Annotated in this window: 10 protein-coding genes; 8 read left to right on the top strand and 2 right to left on the bottom strand. The window is 74.8% G+C overall.

The window, feature by feature from the left end; all coding sequences use genetic code 11:
- Positions 1–42 precede the first annotated feature (42 nt).
- Positions 43–972 (top strand): MBL fold metallo-hydrolase, encoded by a 930-nt coding sequence (locus B6R96_RS05675; protein ID WP_081521819.1) that lies wholly within the window; start codon positions 43–45, stop codon positions 970–972.
- Positions 973–1019: 47 nt separating this feature from the next.
- On the opposite strand, the gene B6R96_RS05670 is transcribed toward B6R96_RS05675, so the two are convergent.
- The gene (locus tag B6R96_RS05670; protein ID WP_081521818.1) at positions 1020–1592 is read right to left on the bottom strand and encodes a TetR/AcrR family transcriptional regulator; all 573 of its coding nucleotides are present in this window, start codon (positions 1590–1592) and stop codon (positions 1020–1022) included.
- Between the two features lie 76 nt (positions 1593–1668).
- Positions 1669–2502 (bottom strand): alpha/beta fold hydrolase, encoded by an 834-nt coding sequence (locus B6R96_RS05665; RefSeq protein WP_053168686.1) that lies wholly within the window; start codon positions 2500–2502, stop codon positions 1669–1671.
- A 328-nt stretch (positions 2503–2830) separates the two neighbouring features.
- On the opposite strand from B6R96_RS05665, the gene B6R96_RS05660 reads away from it, so the two are divergent.
- From B6R96_RS05660 to B6R96_RS05630, 7 genes are all read left to right on the top strand, one after another.
- A complete protein-coding gene (locus B6R96_RS05660) occupies positions 2831–10240 on the top strand; it encodes an amino acid adenylation domain-containing protein (protein WP_159396289.1) in 7410 nt (2469 codons plus the stop codon).
- A 163-nt stretch (positions 10241–10403) separates the two neighbouring features.
- Entirely contained in the window at positions 10404–11972 is a 1569-nt protein-coding gene (locus tag B6R96_RS05655; protein ID WP_237291335.1) for an argininosuccinate lyase, read from the top strand.
- A complete protein-coding gene (locus B6R96_RS05650; RefSeq protein ID WP_081521815.1) occupies positions 11938–12912 on the top strand; it encodes a GHMP family kinase ATP-binding protein in 975 nt (324 codons plus the stop codon). Before B6R96_RS05655 ends, B6R96_RS05650 begins: the two co-directional genes overlap by 35 nt.
- A 2-nt stretch (positions 12913–12914) precedes the next feature.
- Positions 12915–15182: a pyridoxal-phosphate dependent enzyme gene (locus B6R96_RS05645; RefSeq protein ID WP_081521814.1), complete on the top strand. Its 2268-nt coding sequence runs from the start codon at positions 12915–12917 to the stop codon at positions 15180–15182.
- Positions 15183–15256: 74 nt separating this feature from the next.
- Positions 15257–15481, top strand: coding sequence for an MbtH family protein (locus B6R96_RS05640; RefSeq protein WP_030388971.1), 225 nt, complete (start codon positions 15257–15259; stop codon positions 15479–15481).
- Entirely contained in the window at positions 15474–17276 is a 1803-nt protein-coding gene (locus B6R96_RS05635; protein ID WP_081521813.1) for a condensation domain-containing protein, read from the top strand. Before B6R96_RS05640 ends, B6R96_RS05635 begins: the two co-directional genes overlap by 8 nt.
- A complete protein-coding gene (locus B6R96_RS05630) occupies positions 17273–20497 on the top strand; it encodes a non-ribosomal peptide synthetase (RefSeq protein WP_107475470.1) in 3225 nt (1074 codons plus the stop codon). Before B6R96_RS05635 ends, B6R96_RS05630 begins: the two co-directional genes overlap by 4 nt.
- Positions 20498–20519 lie beyond the last annotated feature (22 nt).

The raw sequence follows: 20519 nt of genomic DNA, 5'->3' as shown, positions 1-20519 counted from the left end.
CCGTGGACGCCCGTGGGCGCCCGTAGACGAAGGAACACGCACATGCGCACCGCCCAGTTCACCGAACCGGCCCCGGCCGGCGCCCCCGCCCACTGGTCCGTCGGCGGGCTCACGGTCCACCGCATCGACGAGATGCCCCTGCCGCCCGCGACCGGACCGTGGCTGCTGCCCGCCGCCACCCCGGACGTGGTGGCCGAACACGCCTGGCTGCGACCCGACTACGCCGGCCCGGACGGCGTCCTGCACCTCGACAGCCACAGCTTCGCGCTGGTCGTGGACGGTCTGCGGGTCATCGTCGACACCGGGATCGGCAACGGCAAGACCAGGGCCAACCCGGCCTGGCACAACCTCCGCACCGACTACCTCGAACGCCTCGCGGCCATCGGATTCACCCCCGAGAACGTCGACCTGGTGATCCTCACCCACCTGCACACCGACCACGTCGGCTGGAACACCCGGAAGGTCGACGGTGCGTGGGTGCCGACCTTCCCGAACGCCCGCTACCTCACCTCGCGGGCGGAGCACGAGTTCTGGGCCGCGTACGACATGGACGAGGCGCGCAGCGGCATGTTCCGCGATTCCGTCGTGCCGGTCGAGGAGGCGGGCCTGCTCGACCTGGTGGACGTACCGGCCGACGGCGTCGACGTGGCCGACGGGCTGCGCCTGCTGCCCGCCCCGGGCCACACCCCCGGACAGATCGCCGTAGGGGTGGGCGGCGCGGGCGCGGCGGCCCTCATCACCGGGGACGCGGTCCACCACCCCGTACAGCTGGCGCACCCGGAGATCGGCAGCTGCGTCGACATCGACCCCGTCCGGGCCGAGGCCACCCGCCGGGCGCTGCTCGCCGGGCTCGCCGAAACCGGCGCCCTGGTCCTCGGGACGCACTTCCCCGCGCCGACCGCGGGTCGCGTGATCGTCGAGGGGGACGGCTACCGGCTCGAACCCGTCGCCGGCCTCCCGGAGGACCGCTGAGCGCGACCGCAGGCGCGGGCTGTCGTACGGGGTGTCGGCGCGGGGTGTCAGCGGGGGGTGCCGAAGCCCCGTACGGCCTCCCGCACCAGAGCGTGCGCGTACGCGTCGGTGAGGCCGCCGGGGCGGAAGAGGATGCGGTACATCATCGGAGCCACGACGCGGTCGAGCACCGTCTCGACGTCCGGGGCCTCCTCGCCGCGCTCCTCGGCGCGGGCGAGCACGATCGCGATCTGATCCGCCGCGTAGGCCGAGCACTGGCCCGCGTTGTCGCCGTCCGGGTCCCCCAGCAGGGCGTCGCGGATGTAGGCGCGCCCCGTGGGCGAGGCCATCTCCTCCAGGAACTGCTCGGCCCAGCCGCGCAGGTCCGCCGCGAGATCGCCGTGGTCCTCCGGCGGAGCCTCCGGGCGCAGGTGCTCGACGGCGACGTCCGACAGCAGTTCCTGGAGGTCGCCCCAGCGGCGGTAGATCGTCGACGGGGTGACGCCGGCCCGCGCCGCGACCAGCGGGATCGTCAGTTCCGGACGCCCCACCTCGGCCTGCAGCTCCCGCACGGCGGTGTGGACCGCCTGCTGGACCCGTGCGCTGCGGCCTCCGGGGCGGACCATCGCTCTTCGGCTCATGCGACCAGCTTAAAGCAAATTTGTTGCATCAGGGTCGCGCCTGCGTCGACGGACCGCCCCGGTACCCGCGGCGGCGCTACTTCCGCAGGAAGGCCAGGAGCGCGCTGTTGACCTCGTCGGCGTGCGTCCACAGGAGACCGTGCGGGGCGCCCTCGAGGACGACGTAGTCGGCGTGGGGGAGGGCCTTGTGGAAGGGCTCCGCGGTGGCACCGATGGGCAGGATGCGGTCCTCGGTGCCGTGGAGGATCAGGGTGGGGACGTCGATCCGGGGGATGTCGCCGCGGAAGTCCGTGGTCCAGGTCAGGACGGCGGCGCGGGAGGCGTACGCGGAGGCGCCGGCGGCGGTGGCCCAGCTCGCCCGGACGGCCTCCTCGCTGATGCGCGTGCCGAGGTTCTCGTCGAGGTTGTAGAAGCCCTGGTAGAAGTCGGTGAAGTAGGCGTAGCGGTCCTTCGTGACGGCCGCGAGGATGCCCTCGAAGACGCTGCCGTCGACACCCGTGGGGTTGTCGTCGGTCTTGAGGAGGTACGGCTCCAGGCCCGCCAGGAACGCGGCCTTGGCGACGCGCGCGGACCCGTGGGTGCCGAGGTAGCGCCCGACCTCGCCGGTGCCCATCGAGAAGCCGACGAGGACTGCGTCCGTGAGGTCGAGGGTCTCCATCAGGGTGTGCAGGTCGGCGGCGAAGGTGTCGTAGTCGTAGCCGGTGGTGGGCTGGCTGGACTGTCCGAAACCCCGCCGGTCGTAAGTGATGACGCGGTGGCCCGCGTCGAGGAGGACGGGGACCTGCTTCTCCCAGGAGTGCCCGTCCAGGGGGTAGCCGTGGATGAGGACCACGGGCTGTCCGGTGCCGTGGTCCTCGTAGTAGAGGTCGATGTCGGTGGTGTTCTCCCGGCCGACGGTGATGAACGGCATGGTGTTATCTCCTGTTGTGATTGCGGTTGCGGTTGCGGTGGCGCGCCGACGGCGTCCCGGGACGTTCCGGGACCCGTAGGAGTGTCGCGCCCCGGGACCGCCGAAGGCCGCCGGAACACGGGCTTGCGTCCGTATTCCCCCGGGTCGTCGGCCGATCGTGGCCGTCGGCGGACCGTCCGCCGCCCCGTGCACCGACGGCCCGGTCACGTGAATCGGGGACCGCGAAGAGGCGACTTCACCCCGATCCGCACCGTTCCTAGGCTGAGCGGGCAATCAAGCGGAGCATGCGCCGCGTACCAGGCACCGGTGCGGCGTCGAGGGAGTTGTCTTGGCCAGTCACGTTCCGATCGAACGCCCTGCGGAGCCGTCGTTCAGCGCGTTCCGCGCATCGGCAGCCCAGCAGCGCATGTACTTCCTCCAGCAGATGGAGGAGGGCCGGCCGACCTACCACATGCCGGTCTTCTACGGCCTGGAAGGGCCCGTGGACGAGACCGCGCTCCGCAGCTGCGCACAGGAACTGATCGACCGGCACGAGGCGCTGCGCACCCGCTTCGTCCTGCGGGACGGCGAGCTGTGGCAGCACATCGACACCCGGGCCGCGCTCGCCTGGTCCTCGGCCACCGCGGCCGGGGACCGGGACGTCGAGGAGTGGACGGCCGCCGAACACCACCGGCCCTTCGACCTGGAGGCCGGACCGCTCTTCCGCGCGGCCCTGCTGCACACCCCCGACGGGGCCGTCCTCGCGCTCGCCATGCACCACATCGTCGCCGACGGCTGGTCCGTCGGGATCCTCGCCCGTGAACTCCTCTCCGCCTACGCCCGGTGCGCCGGCGGTCCTCGGCCGGAACCGGCCGAGGAGGGCCCGGAGTACCAGTACGCCGATTTCTCCGAATGGCAGGAGGAATGGCTCCGGGGCGAGGCTGCCGGGCGCCAGCTCGCCCACTGGGAACGGCAGTTGAGCGGCGAACTGCCTGACGCACCCCTGCCCCGGGACGGTCGCCCCGGCGCCGGAGCGGCCCGCGGCGCGGCGGCGCTGCACTCCTTCGACGTGCCGGCCCCGGTGCTCGCCCGGATGGAGCGCCTGTGCCGCGACACGCACAGCACCCCCTACACGCTGATGCTGGCGGCCTTCCAGATCGTGCTGGGCCGGTACACGGGTACCGACGACGTGCTGGTCGGGACGCCGGTGGCGGGCCGCAACCGCAAGGAGTTCCAGGACACCGTCGGCCTGTTCGTCAATACGCTGGTGATCCGCGCGGACCTGTCCGAGAACCCCGCGTTCCGGGTCCACCTGGAACGCGTACGGGACACCGTGCTCGACGCCCAGGACCACCAGGACCTGCCCTTCGAGCGGGTCGTCGACCGGATCGCCCCGGGCCGCACCGGCGAGGACGCGCCCCTGTTCCACGTCATGTTCGGCCTGCACGACGAGGACGGCATGACCGACGGCCTGCCCGGACCGAGGGCCAGGATGCTCGAAGGGCCCGCCGGAACCGCCAAGTTCGACCTCACCTTCGACGTCGTACGCACCGGCGGGGCGATGAGCTGCCGACTGGAGTACCGCGCCGACCTGTTCGCGGCCGCCACGATCGAGCAGTTCGGCCGGCACTTCGCCCGACTTCTCGACGCCGCCACCGACCACCCCGAACTACCGCTGGACGCCCTGGCGATGCTGTCGGACGACGAGCGCGGCGGCATCGGCTCCCCGCTCCCCGGCGATGCTCCGCACCCGCCCCACGGCGTCCTCCCGCACGCCCCGGGCGGACCCCGCTGCGTCCACGAGATCTTCGCGGCCCACGCCGCCCGCACCCCCGATTCCGTCGCCCTCGTCCACGAGGGGACGTCCCTCACCTACCGCGAGCTCGACACCCGGGCCAACCGGCTCGCCCACCGGCTGCGCGCCCTCGGCGTGGGGCCCGACACCCTCGTCGGACTGTGCCTGCCCCGCTCCGCCGACCTCGTCGTCGCTCTGCTCGGCATCCTCAAGGCCGGCGGCGCCTACCTGCCGCTCGACCCCGACAACCCGCCCGAGCGGCTGCGCCACATCATCGGCGACGCCCGCCTGGCGCACGTCGTCGGCACCACCTCCACCCGGCACCTGTGGGACGCCCCCGCCACCGCCCCTGCCGCCACCGACCCGCACGCCACCGACCCGCACGCCGAAGACCCGCACGCCCCCGCCGCCGCCCTGCACACCGTCGACCTGCTCGCCGACGCCCCGCTGCTGGCCGCCCAGCCGGACACCGCCCCCGAGACCGGCGTGACCCCGGACCACCTGGCCTACGTCATCTACACCTCCGGCTCCACCGGCCTGCCCAAGGGCACCCTCGTGCCCCACTCCAACGTCACCCGGCTGTTCTCCGCCACCGACCACTGGTTCGGCTTCGGTCCCGACGACGTGTGGACCCTCTTCCACTCCATCGCCTTCGACTTCTCCGTCTGGGAGCTCTGGGGAGCCCTCGCCCACGGCGGCCGCCTCGTCGTCGTCCCGTACGGGACGAGCCGCTCGCCCGAGGAGTTCCACCGGCTGCTGCGCGCGGAACGCGTCACCGTGCTCAACCAGACCCCCTCCGCCTTCTACCAGTTGGCCCGCGCCGACGAGGAACACCACCGCACGGCCGGGGCGGCAGGGGCGGCCGGGTCCGGACTGAGCCTGCGCCACGTCGTCTTCGGCGGGGAGGCCCTCGATGTCGCAGCCCTCGCCGGCTGGTTCGCCCGGCACGGCGACACCGCACCCCGCCTGGTCAACATGTACGGCATCACCGAGACCACCGTGCACGTCACCTACCGGCCGCTGACCGCCCGCGACGCCGAGGAGGGCCGCGGCAGCGTCATCGGCGTGCCCATCCCCGACCTGCGCCTGCACCTGCTCGACGCGCGCGGCCGGACCGTCCCGCGCGGAGCCGTCGGGGAGTTGTACGTCGCCGGCGCGGGCCTGGCCCGCGGCTACCTGCGCCGGCCCGAACTCACCGCCGAGCGCTTCCCCACCCCCCTCGCCGACGGCTCCGCGGTCGCCGACGCCCCCACCGGGCTCTCCGCCGGCGAGCGGCTCTACCGCACCGGCGACCTGGCGCGCGCCCTGCCCGACGGCGACCTGGAGTACCTCGGCCGCATCGACCACCAGGTCAAACTGCGCGGCTTCCGGATAGAACTCGGAGAGGTCGAGGCGGCCCTGGCCGCCCACCCCCTCGTCGACGCCGCGGTCGCACTCGTCGCACCCGATCCCGCGGGGACCGACGTCCTCGTCGGCTACCTCGCCGTGACCGGGGCCGAGGACGGTGCCGGTCCCACCGTGGAGGAGCTGCGCGCCCACCTCGCGCGGCGGCTGCCCGGCTACATGATCCCCGGCGCGTTCGTCACCCTGCCCGCCTTCCCGCTGACCGCCAACGGCAAGACCGACCGCCGCCGCCTGCCCGCCCCCGGCTCGGCCGCCAGGACCCCCACGGCCGGCTACGAGGCGCCCGACGGGCCGGTCGAGACCGCGCTCACCGAGGTCTTCGCGCAGGTCCTCGGACACGAACGGGTCGGCGCCCTCGACAACTGGTTCGCCCTCGGCGGGGACTCCATCCGCTCCCTCCAGGTGCTCGCCCGGATCCGGGAACGCGGCCTCGACCTCACCGTCGCCGACCTCATGCGCCGCCAGTCGGCCCGCGCCCTCGCCCCCGCCGTGACCCGGCTGGAGGCGGCGCCCGGCGGCGCGGCCCCGTACGAGCCGTTCGCGCTGCTCACCCCCGAGGACCGCGCCGCCCTGCCCGAGGGGCTGGAGGACGCCTACCCGATGACCCGGCTCCAGGCCGGCATGCTCTACCACAGCGACCTGCCGTCGGCCGGCGGACGCGTCTACCACAACGTGGCCTCCTACCTGGTCGAAGCGCCCTTCTCCGAAGCCGCCTGGCGGACCACCGTCGAGGTCCTCGCGGCCCGGCACGAGATGCTGCGCACCTCCTTCGACCCGCACGGATTCAGCGAACCCCTCCAGCTCGTGCACCGCGGCGCCCGCCCGGAGATCACCTTCGAGGACCTGCACGGACTCGACCCCGAGGCGCAGGACACCGCCGTCGCAGCCCGCTACGCCGCCGAGCGCGACCGGCCGTTCGCGTGGGAGCGTCCCCCGCTCATCCGCTTCCACGTGCAGCGGCTCTCGGGCACCCGGCTGCGCCTGTTCGTCGCCGAGCACCACGCGGTCCTCGACGGCTGGAGCGAACGGTCGCTCCTGACCGAACTGGCCTCCTGCTACACCGAGGCGCTCGCCGCCCGCACCCCCGGGGACGGCCCCTCGCCGGACGCGGGCCCCCGCTCCCGGTTCGCCTCCTTCGTCGCCCTCGAACGGGCCGCCCTGGCCGACCCCGGGCAGCGCGCGTTCTGGACCGGCAAGGCCGCCGACGCCCCCGCGACCCGGCTGCCCCGCCCGGCGGCGACCGGCGGACCCGCCCGCATGTCCTGGTACCTGGCGCCGCTCCCGCAGGGGCTGCACGCCCGGCTGACCAGCCTGGCCGCCGAGTGCGGCGTACCGCTGCGCACGGTCCTGCTCGCCGCCCACCTGCGGGTCATGGCCCTGCTGGGCGGCGGCGACGCGGTCACCACCGGAGTGGTCCACAACGGGCGGGCCGAGGAGACCGACGGCGACAAGGTCGTCGGCGCCTTCCTCAACACCCTGCCGCTGAGCGCCGACGTCACCGGGACGCCCTGGCGCGGCCTCGTCGCACACGTCGCCGAGCTGGAGGCCGAGCTGCACGCGTACCGGCGCTTCCCGCTCGCCGAGATCCAGCGCCTGTCCGGGGGCGGCCCGCTCTTCGAGACCTTCTTCAACTACACCCACTTCCACGTGGAGCAGGACGGGCCCGCCGACGGCACGTTCACCGTGCTGGAGGAGACCGGGGAGGCCGGCACCGACTTCGCCTTCGGCGCCGAGTTCTCCCGCAGCCCCGACGGCACCCTGCTCGAACTCGGCCTGCGCTTCGATGCCGCCCAGTTCTCCGAGGAGCAGATGGAGAGCGCGCACGCCTCCTACCGGGCCGCCCTGCGCGACCTGTCCGAGGCCCCGGACCGCGACTGCACGGCTGCCGACCTCCTCCCGGAGGCCGAGCACCGCCGCTACGCCGAGTGGAACCGGACCGCCGTCCACTACCCGCGGCCGCACGTCCTGACCCGGCTGATCGACGAGCAGTGCGAGCGGACGCCCGACGCCCCCGCCGTCCGCTTCGAGGGCGCGGAACTGACCTACCGCGCCCTCGACACCGAGGCCGAGCGGCTGTGCGCGGTCCTGCGCGAACGGGGCGCCGGCCCCGGTGCCTTCGTCGGCCTGCTGATGGAACGCTCCCTCGCCCTGCCCGTCGTCCTGCTCGCCGTCCTCAAGTCCGGCGCCGCCTACGTCCCGCTCGACCCGGAGCACCCGGCGCCGCGCGTGCGCTCCCTGCTCGCCGAGTCCGGCATCGGCCTGGTGGTCACCGACGGAGCGTGGGCGGACCGGCTGGCGGACTCCGGGGTCACGGTCGTACGGCCGCAGGACGCCCCGACGGGCGCCCCGACGGACTCTGCGATTGGCACGGGCCCCGGGCCCGCCGACCCGGCGTACATGATCTTCACCTCGGGATCCACCGGCAAGCCCAAGGGCGTCGTGGTCTCCCACCGCGCCATCGCCAACCGGCTGCTGTGGATGCAGGACGAGTACGGCCTGACACCGGGGGAGCGGGTGCTCCACAAGACGCCCTACACCTTCGACGTCTCCGTGTGGGAGCTCTTCTGGCCGCTGCTCACCGGCGCCACCCTGGTCCTCGCCCGCCCCGGCGGCCAGCGCGACCCCGGCTACCTCGCCGGACTGATCCACGACGAAGGCGTCACCACCGTGCACTTCGTCCCGTCGATGCTCAGCGTCTTCCTCGACGACCCCGCGGCCGTGACCGGTGCGGCCGGCCTCACCCGGGTGGTGTGCAGCGGCGAGGCCCTCCCGTACGAGGTGCAGCGCAGGTTCTTCGAGCGGCTGCCCGGCGTGGAACTGCACAACCTCTACGGGCCCACCGAGGCGGCCGTCGACGTCACGTACTGGCAGTGCCGGCCCGACGGCGGCGACACCGTGCCCATCGGCCGGCCCATCGCCAACATGCGCACCCACGTCCTCGACCGGCGCCTCGCCGAGGTCCCCCTCGGCGTCACCGGAGAACTCTTCCTCGAAGGCATCGGCCTCGCCGACGGCTACCACGGACGACCGGAACTGACGGCCGAGCGCTTCATCGAGCACACCGGCCCCGACGGCGCCACCCGCCGCCTCTACCGGACCGGCGACCTGGCCCGGCACCGCCCCGACGGAGCCCTGGAGTACGCCGGCCGCACCGACCACCAGCTCAAGATCCGCGGCTTCCGCGTCGAGCCGGGGGAGATCGAAGCGGTCCTCGCCGAACACCCCGGCGTCCGCGACTGCGCGGTCCTGCCCCGCGGCGAACGACTCGTCGCCTACGTCGTCCCCGGCGCCACCGGCCCCGACGGCGCCCCGGCCCCCGCCCCCGAACCGGGCGAACTGGCCCGGCACGCCCGCGAGCGGCTCCCCGAGTACATGGTCCCGTCCGCCTGGGTGTGCCTGGACACCCTCCCGCTCACCGCCAACGGCAAACTGGACCGGGCCGCCCTGCCCGACCCGGACCCCGCCGACCTGCGCGGCGGCGTCGAACAGACGCCGCCCCGCGACGCACTCGAATCCCGCCTCGCCGGGATCTGGGAGCGGCTCCTGGCCGCCGGCCCGGTCGGCGTCCACGACGACTTCTTCGAGTCCGGCGGGCACTCCATCGACGCGCTGCGCCTGATCGGCCGGATCAACCAGGCCTTCGGTGAACGGCTCGGCGTCTCGGCCGTCATGGAACACCCGACCGTCGCCCGGCAGGCCGACCTGCTGCGCGGCCGCCACGCCGAGGCGGCACCGGACCCCGTGGTCCGTATCCGGACCGGGGGCACGCTCGACCCGCTCTTCCTCGTCCACCCGATCGGCGGCAACGTCTTCTGCTACCGGACCCTGGCCGCCGAACTGGACGCCGACCGACCGGTGTTCGGCCTGACGGCGCCCGGGCTGACCGCCCCCGACCCGGTGTCCGGGGCCGGCGTGGAAGAGCTGGCCGCCGCCCACGTGGAGGCCCTGCGCCGGATCCGCCCCGAGGGCCCCTACCACCTGGCCGGCTGGTCCTTCGGCGGGCTCCTCGCCTACGCGATGGCCGTACGGCTGCGGGCCGCCGGGCAGGAGGTGGCGACCCTCGCCCTGCTGGACACCGGCTACCCGGAGCCCGCACACGTCCCCGCGGACGAGAGCGACCTGCTGGAGTGGTTCCACGAGGACCTGGCCCGCTCCGCCGGCTTCGACCCCTCCGACGAGGGCGTGGCGGCCCTGCGCAGCGCACTGCGGAGCGTCGCCGACACCACGGCCCGGCTCGCCGTCCTCGCCGAGCAGGTGGAACGCGAGGGCTTCGCGCCCGGACTGGACCCGCGGGACCTCGCCCGGCACTACGCGGTTTTCCGCACGGGGATCCGCGCCGCCGCCGCGTACGAGCCGCCGGCCGCCCCCTGCCCGGTCCTGTTCCTCCAGACCGCCACCGGGGCCCGCGAGCACGCCGCCGACCGGTGGGCCGGGCGGGCCGAGGCCGGCTTCACCCGCCACGACCTCGCCACCGACCACTACGGGCTGATGCGGCCGCCGCACAGCACCCGGGCCGCCGCCCTGCTGCGCACCGCCCTCGCCGCGGCCGACCACCGCTGAACCGGGGCCCCGTAGGCCCACTTGCCCCGCCACCGCCACCGCCCCCCACCGCCCCCCGCCCCGCCCTCCCCGTGCCATGCCCTCGCGCGCCGCGCGCCGACGAGGCATGCGCCGACGCGCCCGCGCCCTGCGCCCCGCACCAGAACAGGAACGGAAACACCACGTGACGAGCGATACCCCGGGGCCCGCCCCCGAGCTGAGCGGCCGCATCCGCGGCGGCCCCGCGGAACTCCTCCACGACGAAGTGCTCGCCCCGCAGTTCGCATTCGAGTCCCGCCACCTGCTGCGCCACTACGTCGCCATCGAGAAGACCCTGGCCGCCGAGTACGTCCGCATGGACCTGATCACCGCCGAGGAGGCCCACCGGATCGCCGCCCTGCTGGACTCCGTCGGCCCCGACACCCTCAGCGCGCAGCCCGGCGCCAACATGTCGGACATCGCCTTCGCCCTCGAACGGCACGTCGAGGCGGGGCTGCCCCACCCGGTCACCGCATGGCACGCCGACCGCAGCCGCAACGACCTCCAGGCCTGCGCCCAGGTGATGTACGGACGCGACCAGCTCACCCGGTTCGCCGCAGCCCTCCTCGAACTCGGCTCCGTCGTACACCGGTTGGCCGAGAAGACCTGCGACCTGCCCATGCCGGGCTACACCCACTTCCAGGCCGCCCAGATCATCACCCCCGGCTTCCACCTCGCCGCGCTCTCCGAGCACCTGCTGCACACCCACGCCCGGCTGCTGAACGCCTACGACGGCATCGACGCCTCCCCGCTGGGCGCCGGCGCCATGGCCGGTCAGGAACTGCCCTGGGACCGCGACCGGATGGCACGGCTGCTCGGCTTCTCCCGGCCGCAGCCCCACGCCCTGACCGCCGTGGCCTCGCGCCGCTGGAGCGCCGAACTGACCGCGGAACTCAGCCTGCTGGGCACCGCCCTGAGCCGCTTCACCACCGACCTGCTCACCTGGGGTGGCAGCGAGTACGGCTTCATCGAACTGCCCGACGAACTGTCCGGCATCTCCTCCGCCATGCCGCAGAAGAAGAACTACCCCGTCCTGGAACGGATCCGCGGGCGCACCGCCCACCTGACCGCCTTCCACCTCGACGTGCTCCTGGGCCAGCGCAACACCCCCTTCTGCAACCTCGTCGAGGTCTCCAAGGAGGCGGGCACCCACCTGCTGAACGCCTTCGACTCGGCGCACGGCACCGTCCGCCTCCTCACCGAGGTGCTGCGCCGGCTCACCTTCCGCGCCGACCGCATGCGCCAGGTGTGCGAGCGCGAGTTCCTCGGCGGCTTCAGCCTGGCCAACGCCCTCTGCCTCACCGAGGGGGTGCCCTGGCGCACCGCCCAGGTCGTCGCCGGCAAGTACGTCGTACTCGCCGCGACGGCGGGCGCCGCCCCCGCCCCGGGCGAGCCCGCCCTGCTGGCCGAGGCGGCCGCCGGACACGGCATCACCCTCACCGACCCCGCCCGGCTCCTCGCCGAGGCCTTCGACGTCGACCGGGGACTGGAACGCATGGTGTCCGCCGGTTCGGCCCGCCCCGAGGCCGTGCGCGCGGTACTGCGCACCCAGCAGGAGACGTACGAACGGCTCACCGCCGACTGGGACCGGCGCGCCGCGGCGATCCGCGCGGGCGCCGAGGAGGGCGACCGCGCCCTGTACGGCGCGACCGGCACCGAGACCGAGCAGGAGGAAGGCGATGGCACCCGCACCCGCGTACGGCACGCGCACTGACACCGCCGGGGGGACCGCCACCGCCCCCGCCGGATCCGGCAGCGCCTTCGGCACCTTCGGCGAACTGCTCCAGGGCGCCCTGCCCCACCCGCAGGGCGACTTCCTGGTCACCTTCCCGCTGGCACGCTGGGCCACCGCCGTCTTCCACCCCGTGCCCGGCCGGCACGGCGTCCAGGTGCGGCCGGCGCACAAGGCCAAGTCCCGGCGGGTCGCCGAAGCCGTCCTGGCCGCCCTCGGCAGCACGGACGGCGGCCTGCTGGAGGTGGCCGGGGACCTGCCCGAGGGGAAGGGCCTCGCCAGCTCCTCCGCCGACCTCGTCGCCACCGTACGGGCCGTCGGCGCCGCCCACGGCCGCGCCTTCACCCCGGCCGAGACGGAGGACTTCCTGCGCGGCATCGAACCGGCCGACGGGGTCATGTACGACGAGATCGTCGCCTTCCACCACCGCGAGGTGCGCCTCGGCCGCCGCCTCGGCGTGCTCCCCCCGCTCACCGTCGTCGCCCACGACGAGGGCGGGCAGGTGGACACCGTCGCGCACAACCGTGTCGCCCGGGCCATCGGCGCCGCGGACCGCGCCGAGTACGCGCTCCTGCTGGACCGGCTCACCGCCGCCGTGGCCCGCGGCGACCTCCAGGAGGTCGGCGCCGTCGCCACCCGCAGCGCCGAGATGAACGCCCACCGCCGCCGGCGCGCCGGATTCGCGCAACTGCACGCCCTGTGCCGCGAGGTCGACGGCCTGGGCCTGGTGCTCGCCCACAGCGGCACCATGCTCGGCGTCCTCCTGGAGGCGGGCGACCCGGCCCTCGCCGGCAAGACCGAGCACATCCGGGCCGGCTGCGCCGCCCTCGGCGGAGAGGTGTCCGTACACCGCTCCCTGGGCGGCGGCGACAGCTGGAGCCCGACGGGCGTGCCCGCCCACCCCACCGAGCTGGAGATCTGAGCATGCTGTTCGACACCGTGACGGACGCGATCGGGGCGACCCCGCTGGTGCGGCTGCGCCTGGGCGAGGCCCGCGGCGTGGAGGTCTACGCCAAGCTGGAGCTGCAGAACCTCTTCGCGATGAAGGACCGCGTCGCCCGCAACATCCTGCTGGAGGCCCGGCGGCTGGGCACCCTGAAGCCGGGCGACCCCGTCATCGAGAGCTCCTCGGGCACCATGGCCCTCGGCGTGGCCCTCGTCGGCCGCTCCCTCGGCCACGAGGTCCACATCGTCACCGACCCGCGCATCGACCCCGTCACCCTCGCCAAACTCCGCGCCCTGGGCTGCCGGGTGCACATCGTCGAGGCCATGACCAGCCACGGCTGGCAGAGCGCCCGCCTGGAGCGGCTCGCGGAGCTGCGGGGCGAACTGCCCGGCGCCTTCTGGCCGCAGCAGTACACCAACCCCGACAACCCCGGCGCCTACCGCACCCTCGCCGGTGAACTCCTCGAGGACCTGGGCCGGTTCGACACCCTCGTCGGCGCCGTCGGCAGCGGCGGCTCCCTCTGCGGCACCGCCCGCGCCCTGCGCGCCGCCCTGCCCGCCCTGCACGTCGTCGGCGTCGACTGCGTGGGCAGCGCCCTCTTCGGCCAGCCCGACGTACCGCAGCGCCTGCAGAGCGGACTGGGCAACAGCCTGCTGCCCAAGAACCTGGACCGCACCCTCGTCGACGAGGTGCACTGGCTCAACGACCACGAGGCCTTCGCCGCCACCTGGGACCTCGCCCGCGAGCAGCAGATCTTCGGCGGCAACACCTCGGGCTCCGTCTACCGGGTCCTCACCGGCCTCGCCGAGCGCGCCGAACCCGGCACCCGCATCGTCGGCATCCTGCCCGACCGGGGCGACCGCTACGCCGACACCGTCTACAACGACGAGCACTGGGACGCGAACCGGCTGCGCGAAGTGCCCACCGCCACCGCCCCGGCCGCCCTCGGCACCGACGGGACCGCCCGCACCTGGTCCGCCCTCGCCTACAGCCCGCCCGCCGGGATCCGCCGGCACCTGCTGTTCGTGGAGTCCAACACCACCGGCACCGGAATGCTGGCGCTGGAGCGGGCACGCGAACTGGGCACCGTACCCGTCCTGCTGACCGGCGACCCCGACCGCTACCGGGGTCTCGCGGACACCGGCGCCGAGGTGGTGCGTTGCGACACCAACTCCGACGCCGCCCTGCGCGAGGCCGTACAGGAGCGCTTCCGCCGCGAGGAGATCGCCGGCGTCACGACCACCAGCGACTTCTACGTACCGGCCGCCGCCCGGATCGCCCAGTGGCTCGGCCTGCCCGGCAACCCGCCCGAAGCGGTGGCCGTCTGCCGGGACAAGTCGGCGCTGCGCGAGAGGCTGCGGGCCGCGGGCGTCCGCCAGCCCCGGTACGCCCTGGTACGCGAGCCGGACGGGGCCGCGGCCGCCGTCGCCCGCACCGGACTGCCCTGCGTGGTCAAGCCGGCCGACGACTCGGGCTCCACGAACGTCCTGCTCTGCGCGGACGAGGCCGAGGTCCGCGCCCAGATCGAGCGGATCCTCGCGATCGACACCAACGTGCGGGGCATGCCCACCGCACGCACCGTCCTCGTCGAGGAGTACCTGGAGGCGCCCGAGTACAGCGTCGAGATGTTCAGCCAGGACGGGCAGGCCCAGTGCGTCGGCATCACCGCCAAGTCGGTGACCGCGACCCCGTACTTCGTCGAGCACCGGCACCTCTTCCCCGCCCCACTGCCCGCCACCACCGCACAGCGGATCACCGAGACGGTGACGGCGGCCCTGGACGCGGCCGGGATCCGGCTCGGAGCCACCCACACCGAGGTCAAACTGACCGCCGGCGGACCCGCCCTCATCGAGATCAACCCCCGCCCGGCCGGCGGCATGATCCCCGAACTGATCCGGCTCGCCACCGGCGTCGACCTGCTCGGCGAGCAGCTCCGCGCCGCCCTCGGCCTGCCCCCGCACCTGAAGGCCGAGGACGCCGGCCACGCCGGCATCCAGTTCCTCCTCGCCGACACCGACGGCACCCTCACCGCCGCCCACGGCACCCGGGCCGCCGAAACCGTCGACGGGGTCGAGTCGGTGCTGGTCACCGCCGCCCCCGGCACGCCCGTGCACAGCCCCCGCAGTGCCTCCGACCGGCTCGGGCACGTGATCGCCCGCCACGCGGAGCCCGAAGGCGTGCACGCGGCCCTCGACGCGGCACGCGCCCTGATCCGCCTCGACATCGAGGCCGCACCCCGCTCCTGATCCACCACCACCGCCCGTCCCACGAGGCGCCGTACCACCCGTACGCGCCCACCCCAACCGAAAGGCGCACCGCCATGAGCAACCCCTTCGAGAACGACAACGCCGCCTACGTCGTGGTCCGCAACGACGAGCTCCAGCACTCCCTGTGGCCCGCCGCCAACCCCGTCCCGGCCGGCTGGCACGTGGTGCACGGCCCCGACGGCCGCCAGGCCTGCCTGGACCACGTGGAGCGCGTCTGGACCGACATGCGCCCCGCCTCCCTGGTGGCCGCCCTCGCCGGGAACACGGCCCGTGGCTGAGCCCGCCCACCGCACCGAGCAGCCCGCCGGGGCCGACCCCGTACGGACCCTGCGCACCCTCTTCGCCGAGGTACTCGGCCGCGGCGAGGTCGACGCGGACCACAGCTTCACCGGGCTGGGCGGGGACAGCATCCAGGCGATCCAGGTCGTCAGCCGCGCCCGCACGGCCGGCCTCGTCCTCACCACCCGCGACGTGCTCCGCGCCGAGAGCGTGAACGCGCTCGCCGCCACCGCCCGCGCCCACGGCCGGGTACGGGCCGGCGCGGGCCCGGCCGTGCCCCCGCGCCGGCTGGGGCCGCTGACCCCCACCCCCATCATGGGCTGGCTCGCCGAACTCGGCGGTCCCGTCGACACCTACAACCAGTCGCTCGTGGTGCGCACCCCGCCGGGCTTCGGGGCGGCCGACGCCGAACGCACCGTCCAGGCCCTCCTCGACACCCACGAGATGCTCCGGCTGCGGCTGCCCGACGGGATCGCCGCGGCCGGCGCCGAGCCGGTCGTACCCCCCGCGGGCTCCGTCACCGCGGCGGACCTGCTGGACCAGGTGGACGCCCGCGGCAGGGACGACGCGGAACTGCCCGCCCTGACCCGGGAGCGGATGCGGGCCGCACGCCGGTTGCTCTCGCCCCGCGACGGCCGCATGCTGCGCGCCGTCCTGATGGACCGGGGAGCCGGACAGCAGGGACGCCTCGCGCTCGTCATCCACCACCTGGTCGTCGACGGCGTGTCCTGGCGCATCCTCCACGACGACCTGCGGACCTGCGCGGCGGCCCTCGCCGAGGGCCGCGAGCCCGTCCTGGAACCGGCGCACACCCCCTTCGCGCACTGGGCCGACCTGCTGCGCGCGGAGGCCACCTCCGGCCGCCGGACCGCCGAGGCCGACCGCTGGGCCGCGGCCCTGCGCGAGGCCCCGCAGGCCCTCGCCGGGGTCCGCGCACCCGGCGGCCTCGACCCCGAGAGCCCGGAGCACACCCTCACCCTCACCCTCGGCCCGGACGTGGCGGGCCCCCTGCTCACCACCGCGCCCGGCCTCGTCAACGGCACCGTCAACGACGTCCTGCTGACCGCCCTCGCGCTGGCCGTCCTCGGCCGGCGCAACGCCGACGGCCAGGTCCCCCAGGTCCCCGAGGACATGGAGGGAGCCGTCCTCGTCGACGTCGAGGGCCACGGCCGGGAGGACATCGCCGACGGAACCGACCTGTCCCGCACCGTCGGCTGGTTCACCACCGTCTTTCCCGTCCGCCTCGCCCTCGGCCGCCCCGACCTCGAAGAGGCCCGGGCCGGCGGACCGGCGATCGGAGCCGCCCTGCGCCTCGTCAAGGAGGAACTGCGCGCCGTACCGGACAAGGGCATCGGCTTCGGCCTGCTGCGCCACCTCAACTCCCGCACCCGGGGGGACCTCGCCGCGCGCGGCATACCCCAGATCGGCTTCAACTACCTCGGCCGGTTCCCGATGGGCGGCGACGCGCCGTGGGACGCCGCCCCCGGGCACGACTTCGCCCTGGACGACGCCGAAGAGGGACTTCCGATGGCGCACGCCGTCGAGGTGAACGCGGCCGCCCACGAGGGCCCCGACGGCCTCACCCTCAGCGCCACCTGGACCTGGGCGGGCAACGCCCTCCCCGGGCCGTGGGTCCACGACCTGGCCCAGGAGTGGTTCACCATGCTGCGCTCCGTCGTCACCCACGCCGCACGCCCGGACGCCGGCGGACTGACCCCCTCCGACGTGTCCCTCACCCGGGTCAGCCAGGCCGACCTCGACACCTTCGAATCCCAGCTCGGAGCCCTGCTGTGATCCCTCTGTCCCACGCCCAGCAGCGGTTGTGGTTCCACGCCCGCGACGGCGCCGACGGCGCGCTCTACCACATCCCCGTCGGGCTCCGGCTGAACGGCGTCCTGGACCGCGCCGCCCTGCGCGCCGCCCTCGCGGACGTGAGCGCCCGCCACGAAGCGCTGCGCACCGTCTTCCCCGACGAGGCGGGCCGCCCGTACCAGCGGGTCCTGGAGCCCGCGGACGCCGCCCCGGCGCTCGCCGTCACCGACTGCCCGCCCGCCGAACGCGCCGGGCGGGCCGCGCAGGCCTCGTCCCGCCCCTTCGACCTGCGCACCGAACCGCCGCTGCGCGCCGACCTCTTCACCGACGGGGACGAGGACCACTACCTGCTCCTGGTCCTGCACCACATCGCGGGCGACGGCCACTCCGTCAACATCCTCGTGCGCGACCTGGCCGCCGCCTACACCGCCCGGACCGCCGGCCGGCCGCCCGAGTGGCCCGAACTGCCCGTCCAGTACCCGGATTACGCCCTGTGGCAGCGCGAACTCCTCGGCCCGGCCCAGGATTCCGACTCCCTGCACGCCCGGCTGCTCACCCACTGGGCGGAGGTCCTCGACGGCCTGCCCGACGAACTGGCGCTGCCCGCCGACCGGCCGCGCCCGGCCGTCGCCGCGCACCGGGGCGCGGTGGTGGAGGCACGGACCGACGCCGCCGCCCACGCGGGCCTGGCCGCACTGGCCCGGGACGGCCGCGCCACACCGTTCATGGCCGTCCAGGCAGCCTTCGCGGTCCTGCTCACCCGCCTCGGCGCCGGCACGGACCTGCCGCTCGGCTGCCCCGTCGACGGCCGCGACGACGAAGCCCTCACCGACCTCGTGGGGCTCTTCGTCAACACCCTGATCGTGCGCGCCGACACCTCCGGCGACCCGGCCTTCACGGAGGTGCTCGACCGGGTGCGCGCCGCCGCCCTGGCCACGTACGCCCACCAGGAACTGCCCTTCGAATCGCTGGTCGAACGCCTCAACCCGGCCCGCTCGGCGGCCCGGCACCCGCTCTTCCAGGTGGCCGTCGCCGCCCAGCGCACCGAGCCGCAGATCCCCGCCTTCGCGGGCCTGACCGCGCAGGTGGAGGCGGTGCGCACCGACACCGCCAAGTTCGACCTCACCCTGGAGGTCGAGGAACTCCACGACCCGGCCACCGGAGAACCCCGCGGCCTGGCCCTCGGCCTGGAGTACGCGAGCGACCTGTTCGACGAGGGAACGGCCCGGCGCCTGCTGGACCGGCTCGTCCATCTGATCGGCGCCGTCGTCCGCGAACCGGGGATCCCGCTCTCCGCGCTCGACGTCCTGCTGCCGGGGGAGCGCGCCGACCTCCTGGAGCACTGGCAGGGCGCGCCCGTCGCCACCGACGCCCGCACCGTCCACGAGGCCTTCGCGGAACGGGCCGCCGCCCACCCGGACCGGCCCGCCGTGCTCTGCGCCGGCCGCGGGACCACGTATGCCGAACTCGACGCGGCGGCCCAGCTGTTCGCCGGTCGCCTGCGCACCCTCGGCGTCCGCCCCGGCGAGGCCGTCGCCGTCCTCATGGACCGCTCGGCCGACCTGGTGGCCGCCTGCCTGGGCATCCTCAAGGCCGGGGCCGCCTACCTGCCGCTGGACGCCCGGGCCCCCGGTGCCCGTACCGAGGCCGTGATCGCCGCGTCCGGCGCCGCCGTCCTCGTCACCGACCTCCCGGAGGGCGAGCCGGTACCGGCGGGACCGCGCCACGTACTGCGCCCGGCCGAACCCACTGCCGAACGGGCCGCCGAAGGAGCCGGCGAAGCGGCTGCGACGGCCGGGCCGGCCGGACAACCCGACGCGCTCGCCTACCTGATGTACACCTCCGGCTCCACCGGCGCCCCCAAGGGCGTGGCCGTCTCCCACCGCGAGGTCGTCGCCCTCGCCACCGACCGCCGCTGGCGCGGCGGCGCGCACGAGCGGGTCCTGTTCCGCTCCCCGCACGCCTTCGACGCCTCCACCTACGAGCTGTGGGTGCCGCTGCTGAACGGCGGGCTCGTCGTCGTGGCACCCCCCGGCGACCTCGACGTCGACGCGCTGGCCCGGCTGATGACGGAGGAGAAGGTCACCGGGACCTTCCTCACCGCCACCCTCTTCAACGTCCTCGCCGACCGCTGCCTGCCCGCACTCGGCTCCCTGCACGAGGTGATGACCGGCGGCGAGGCCGCCTCCCCGTCCATGGTCCGCCGGGTCCGCGAGGCCTGCCCCCGCACCACCGTCACCAACGCCTACGGCCCCACCGAGGCCACCACCTTCGCCGCGACCTTCGCCGTGGGCCCCGGCCAGGAGGCACCCGACGGGCAGGTCCCCATCGGCCGCCCGCTCGACGGCACGCAGCTCCACGTCCTCGACGAACGGCTCGGCCTCGCCGCGCCCGGCGTCATCGGCGAGCTCTACATCGCCGGCGCCGGACTCGCGCAGGGCTACCTCGGCCGGGCCGCGCTGACCGCCGAACGCTTCGTCGCCTGCCCGTACGGCCCCCCGGGCGCCCGGATGTACCGCACCGGCGACCTCGCCCGCTGGAACGCCGACGGCCAGGTCGAGTACCTCGGCCGCGCCGACCGGCAGGTCAAGATCCGCGGGCTGCGCATCGAACCGGGGGAGATCGAGCACGCCCTGGCCGGCCACCCGGCGGTGGGCCAGGCCGCCGTCACCGTCGTGGACACGGCGGCCGGACCCGCGCTCGCGGGTTACGCGGTCCCGGCCGAGGGAGCCCCCGCGCCCACCCCGGCGGAACTGCGCGAGCACCTGCGCGCCCGGCTCCCCGACTACATGGTCCCCACCACCTTGACCCTGCTCGACGCCTTCCCCGTGACGGCCAACGGCAAGACCGACCTCGCCGCACTGCCCGTACCGGACCCGGCGGCGTCCGGCGCCCCAGGGGCCCACCAGGAGCCGCGCACCGACGAGGAGCGCGCCCTGTGCGCGATCTGGGAGCAGGTCCTCGGCCTTCCCCGGATCGGCGTCCACGACAGCTTCTTCGACCTGGGCGGGCACTCCCTGCTCGCCACCCAGCTGCTCGCCGAGGTCCGGGCACGGTTCGGGGCCGCCGTCGGCATCCGCCAGTTCTTCACCGGCCCCACCGTCGCCGAACTCGCCGCGGCCCTGCCCGCCGCGGCGGCCGCGGGCGCCGCCGCGCAGGACCCGCCGATCGTCCGCCGGGCCCGCCGCACCCAGACCGCCTGACCCCAGAAGGAACACCACCACC

This window comes from Streptomyces sp. Sge12, assembly GCF_002080455.1.
GTDB lineage: Bacteria > Actinomycetota > Actinomycetes > Streptomycetales > Streptomycetaceae > Streptomyces.
Note: the sequence above shows the minus strand (reverse complement) of the source record. Positions and strands in the feature narration are given on the sequence as shown.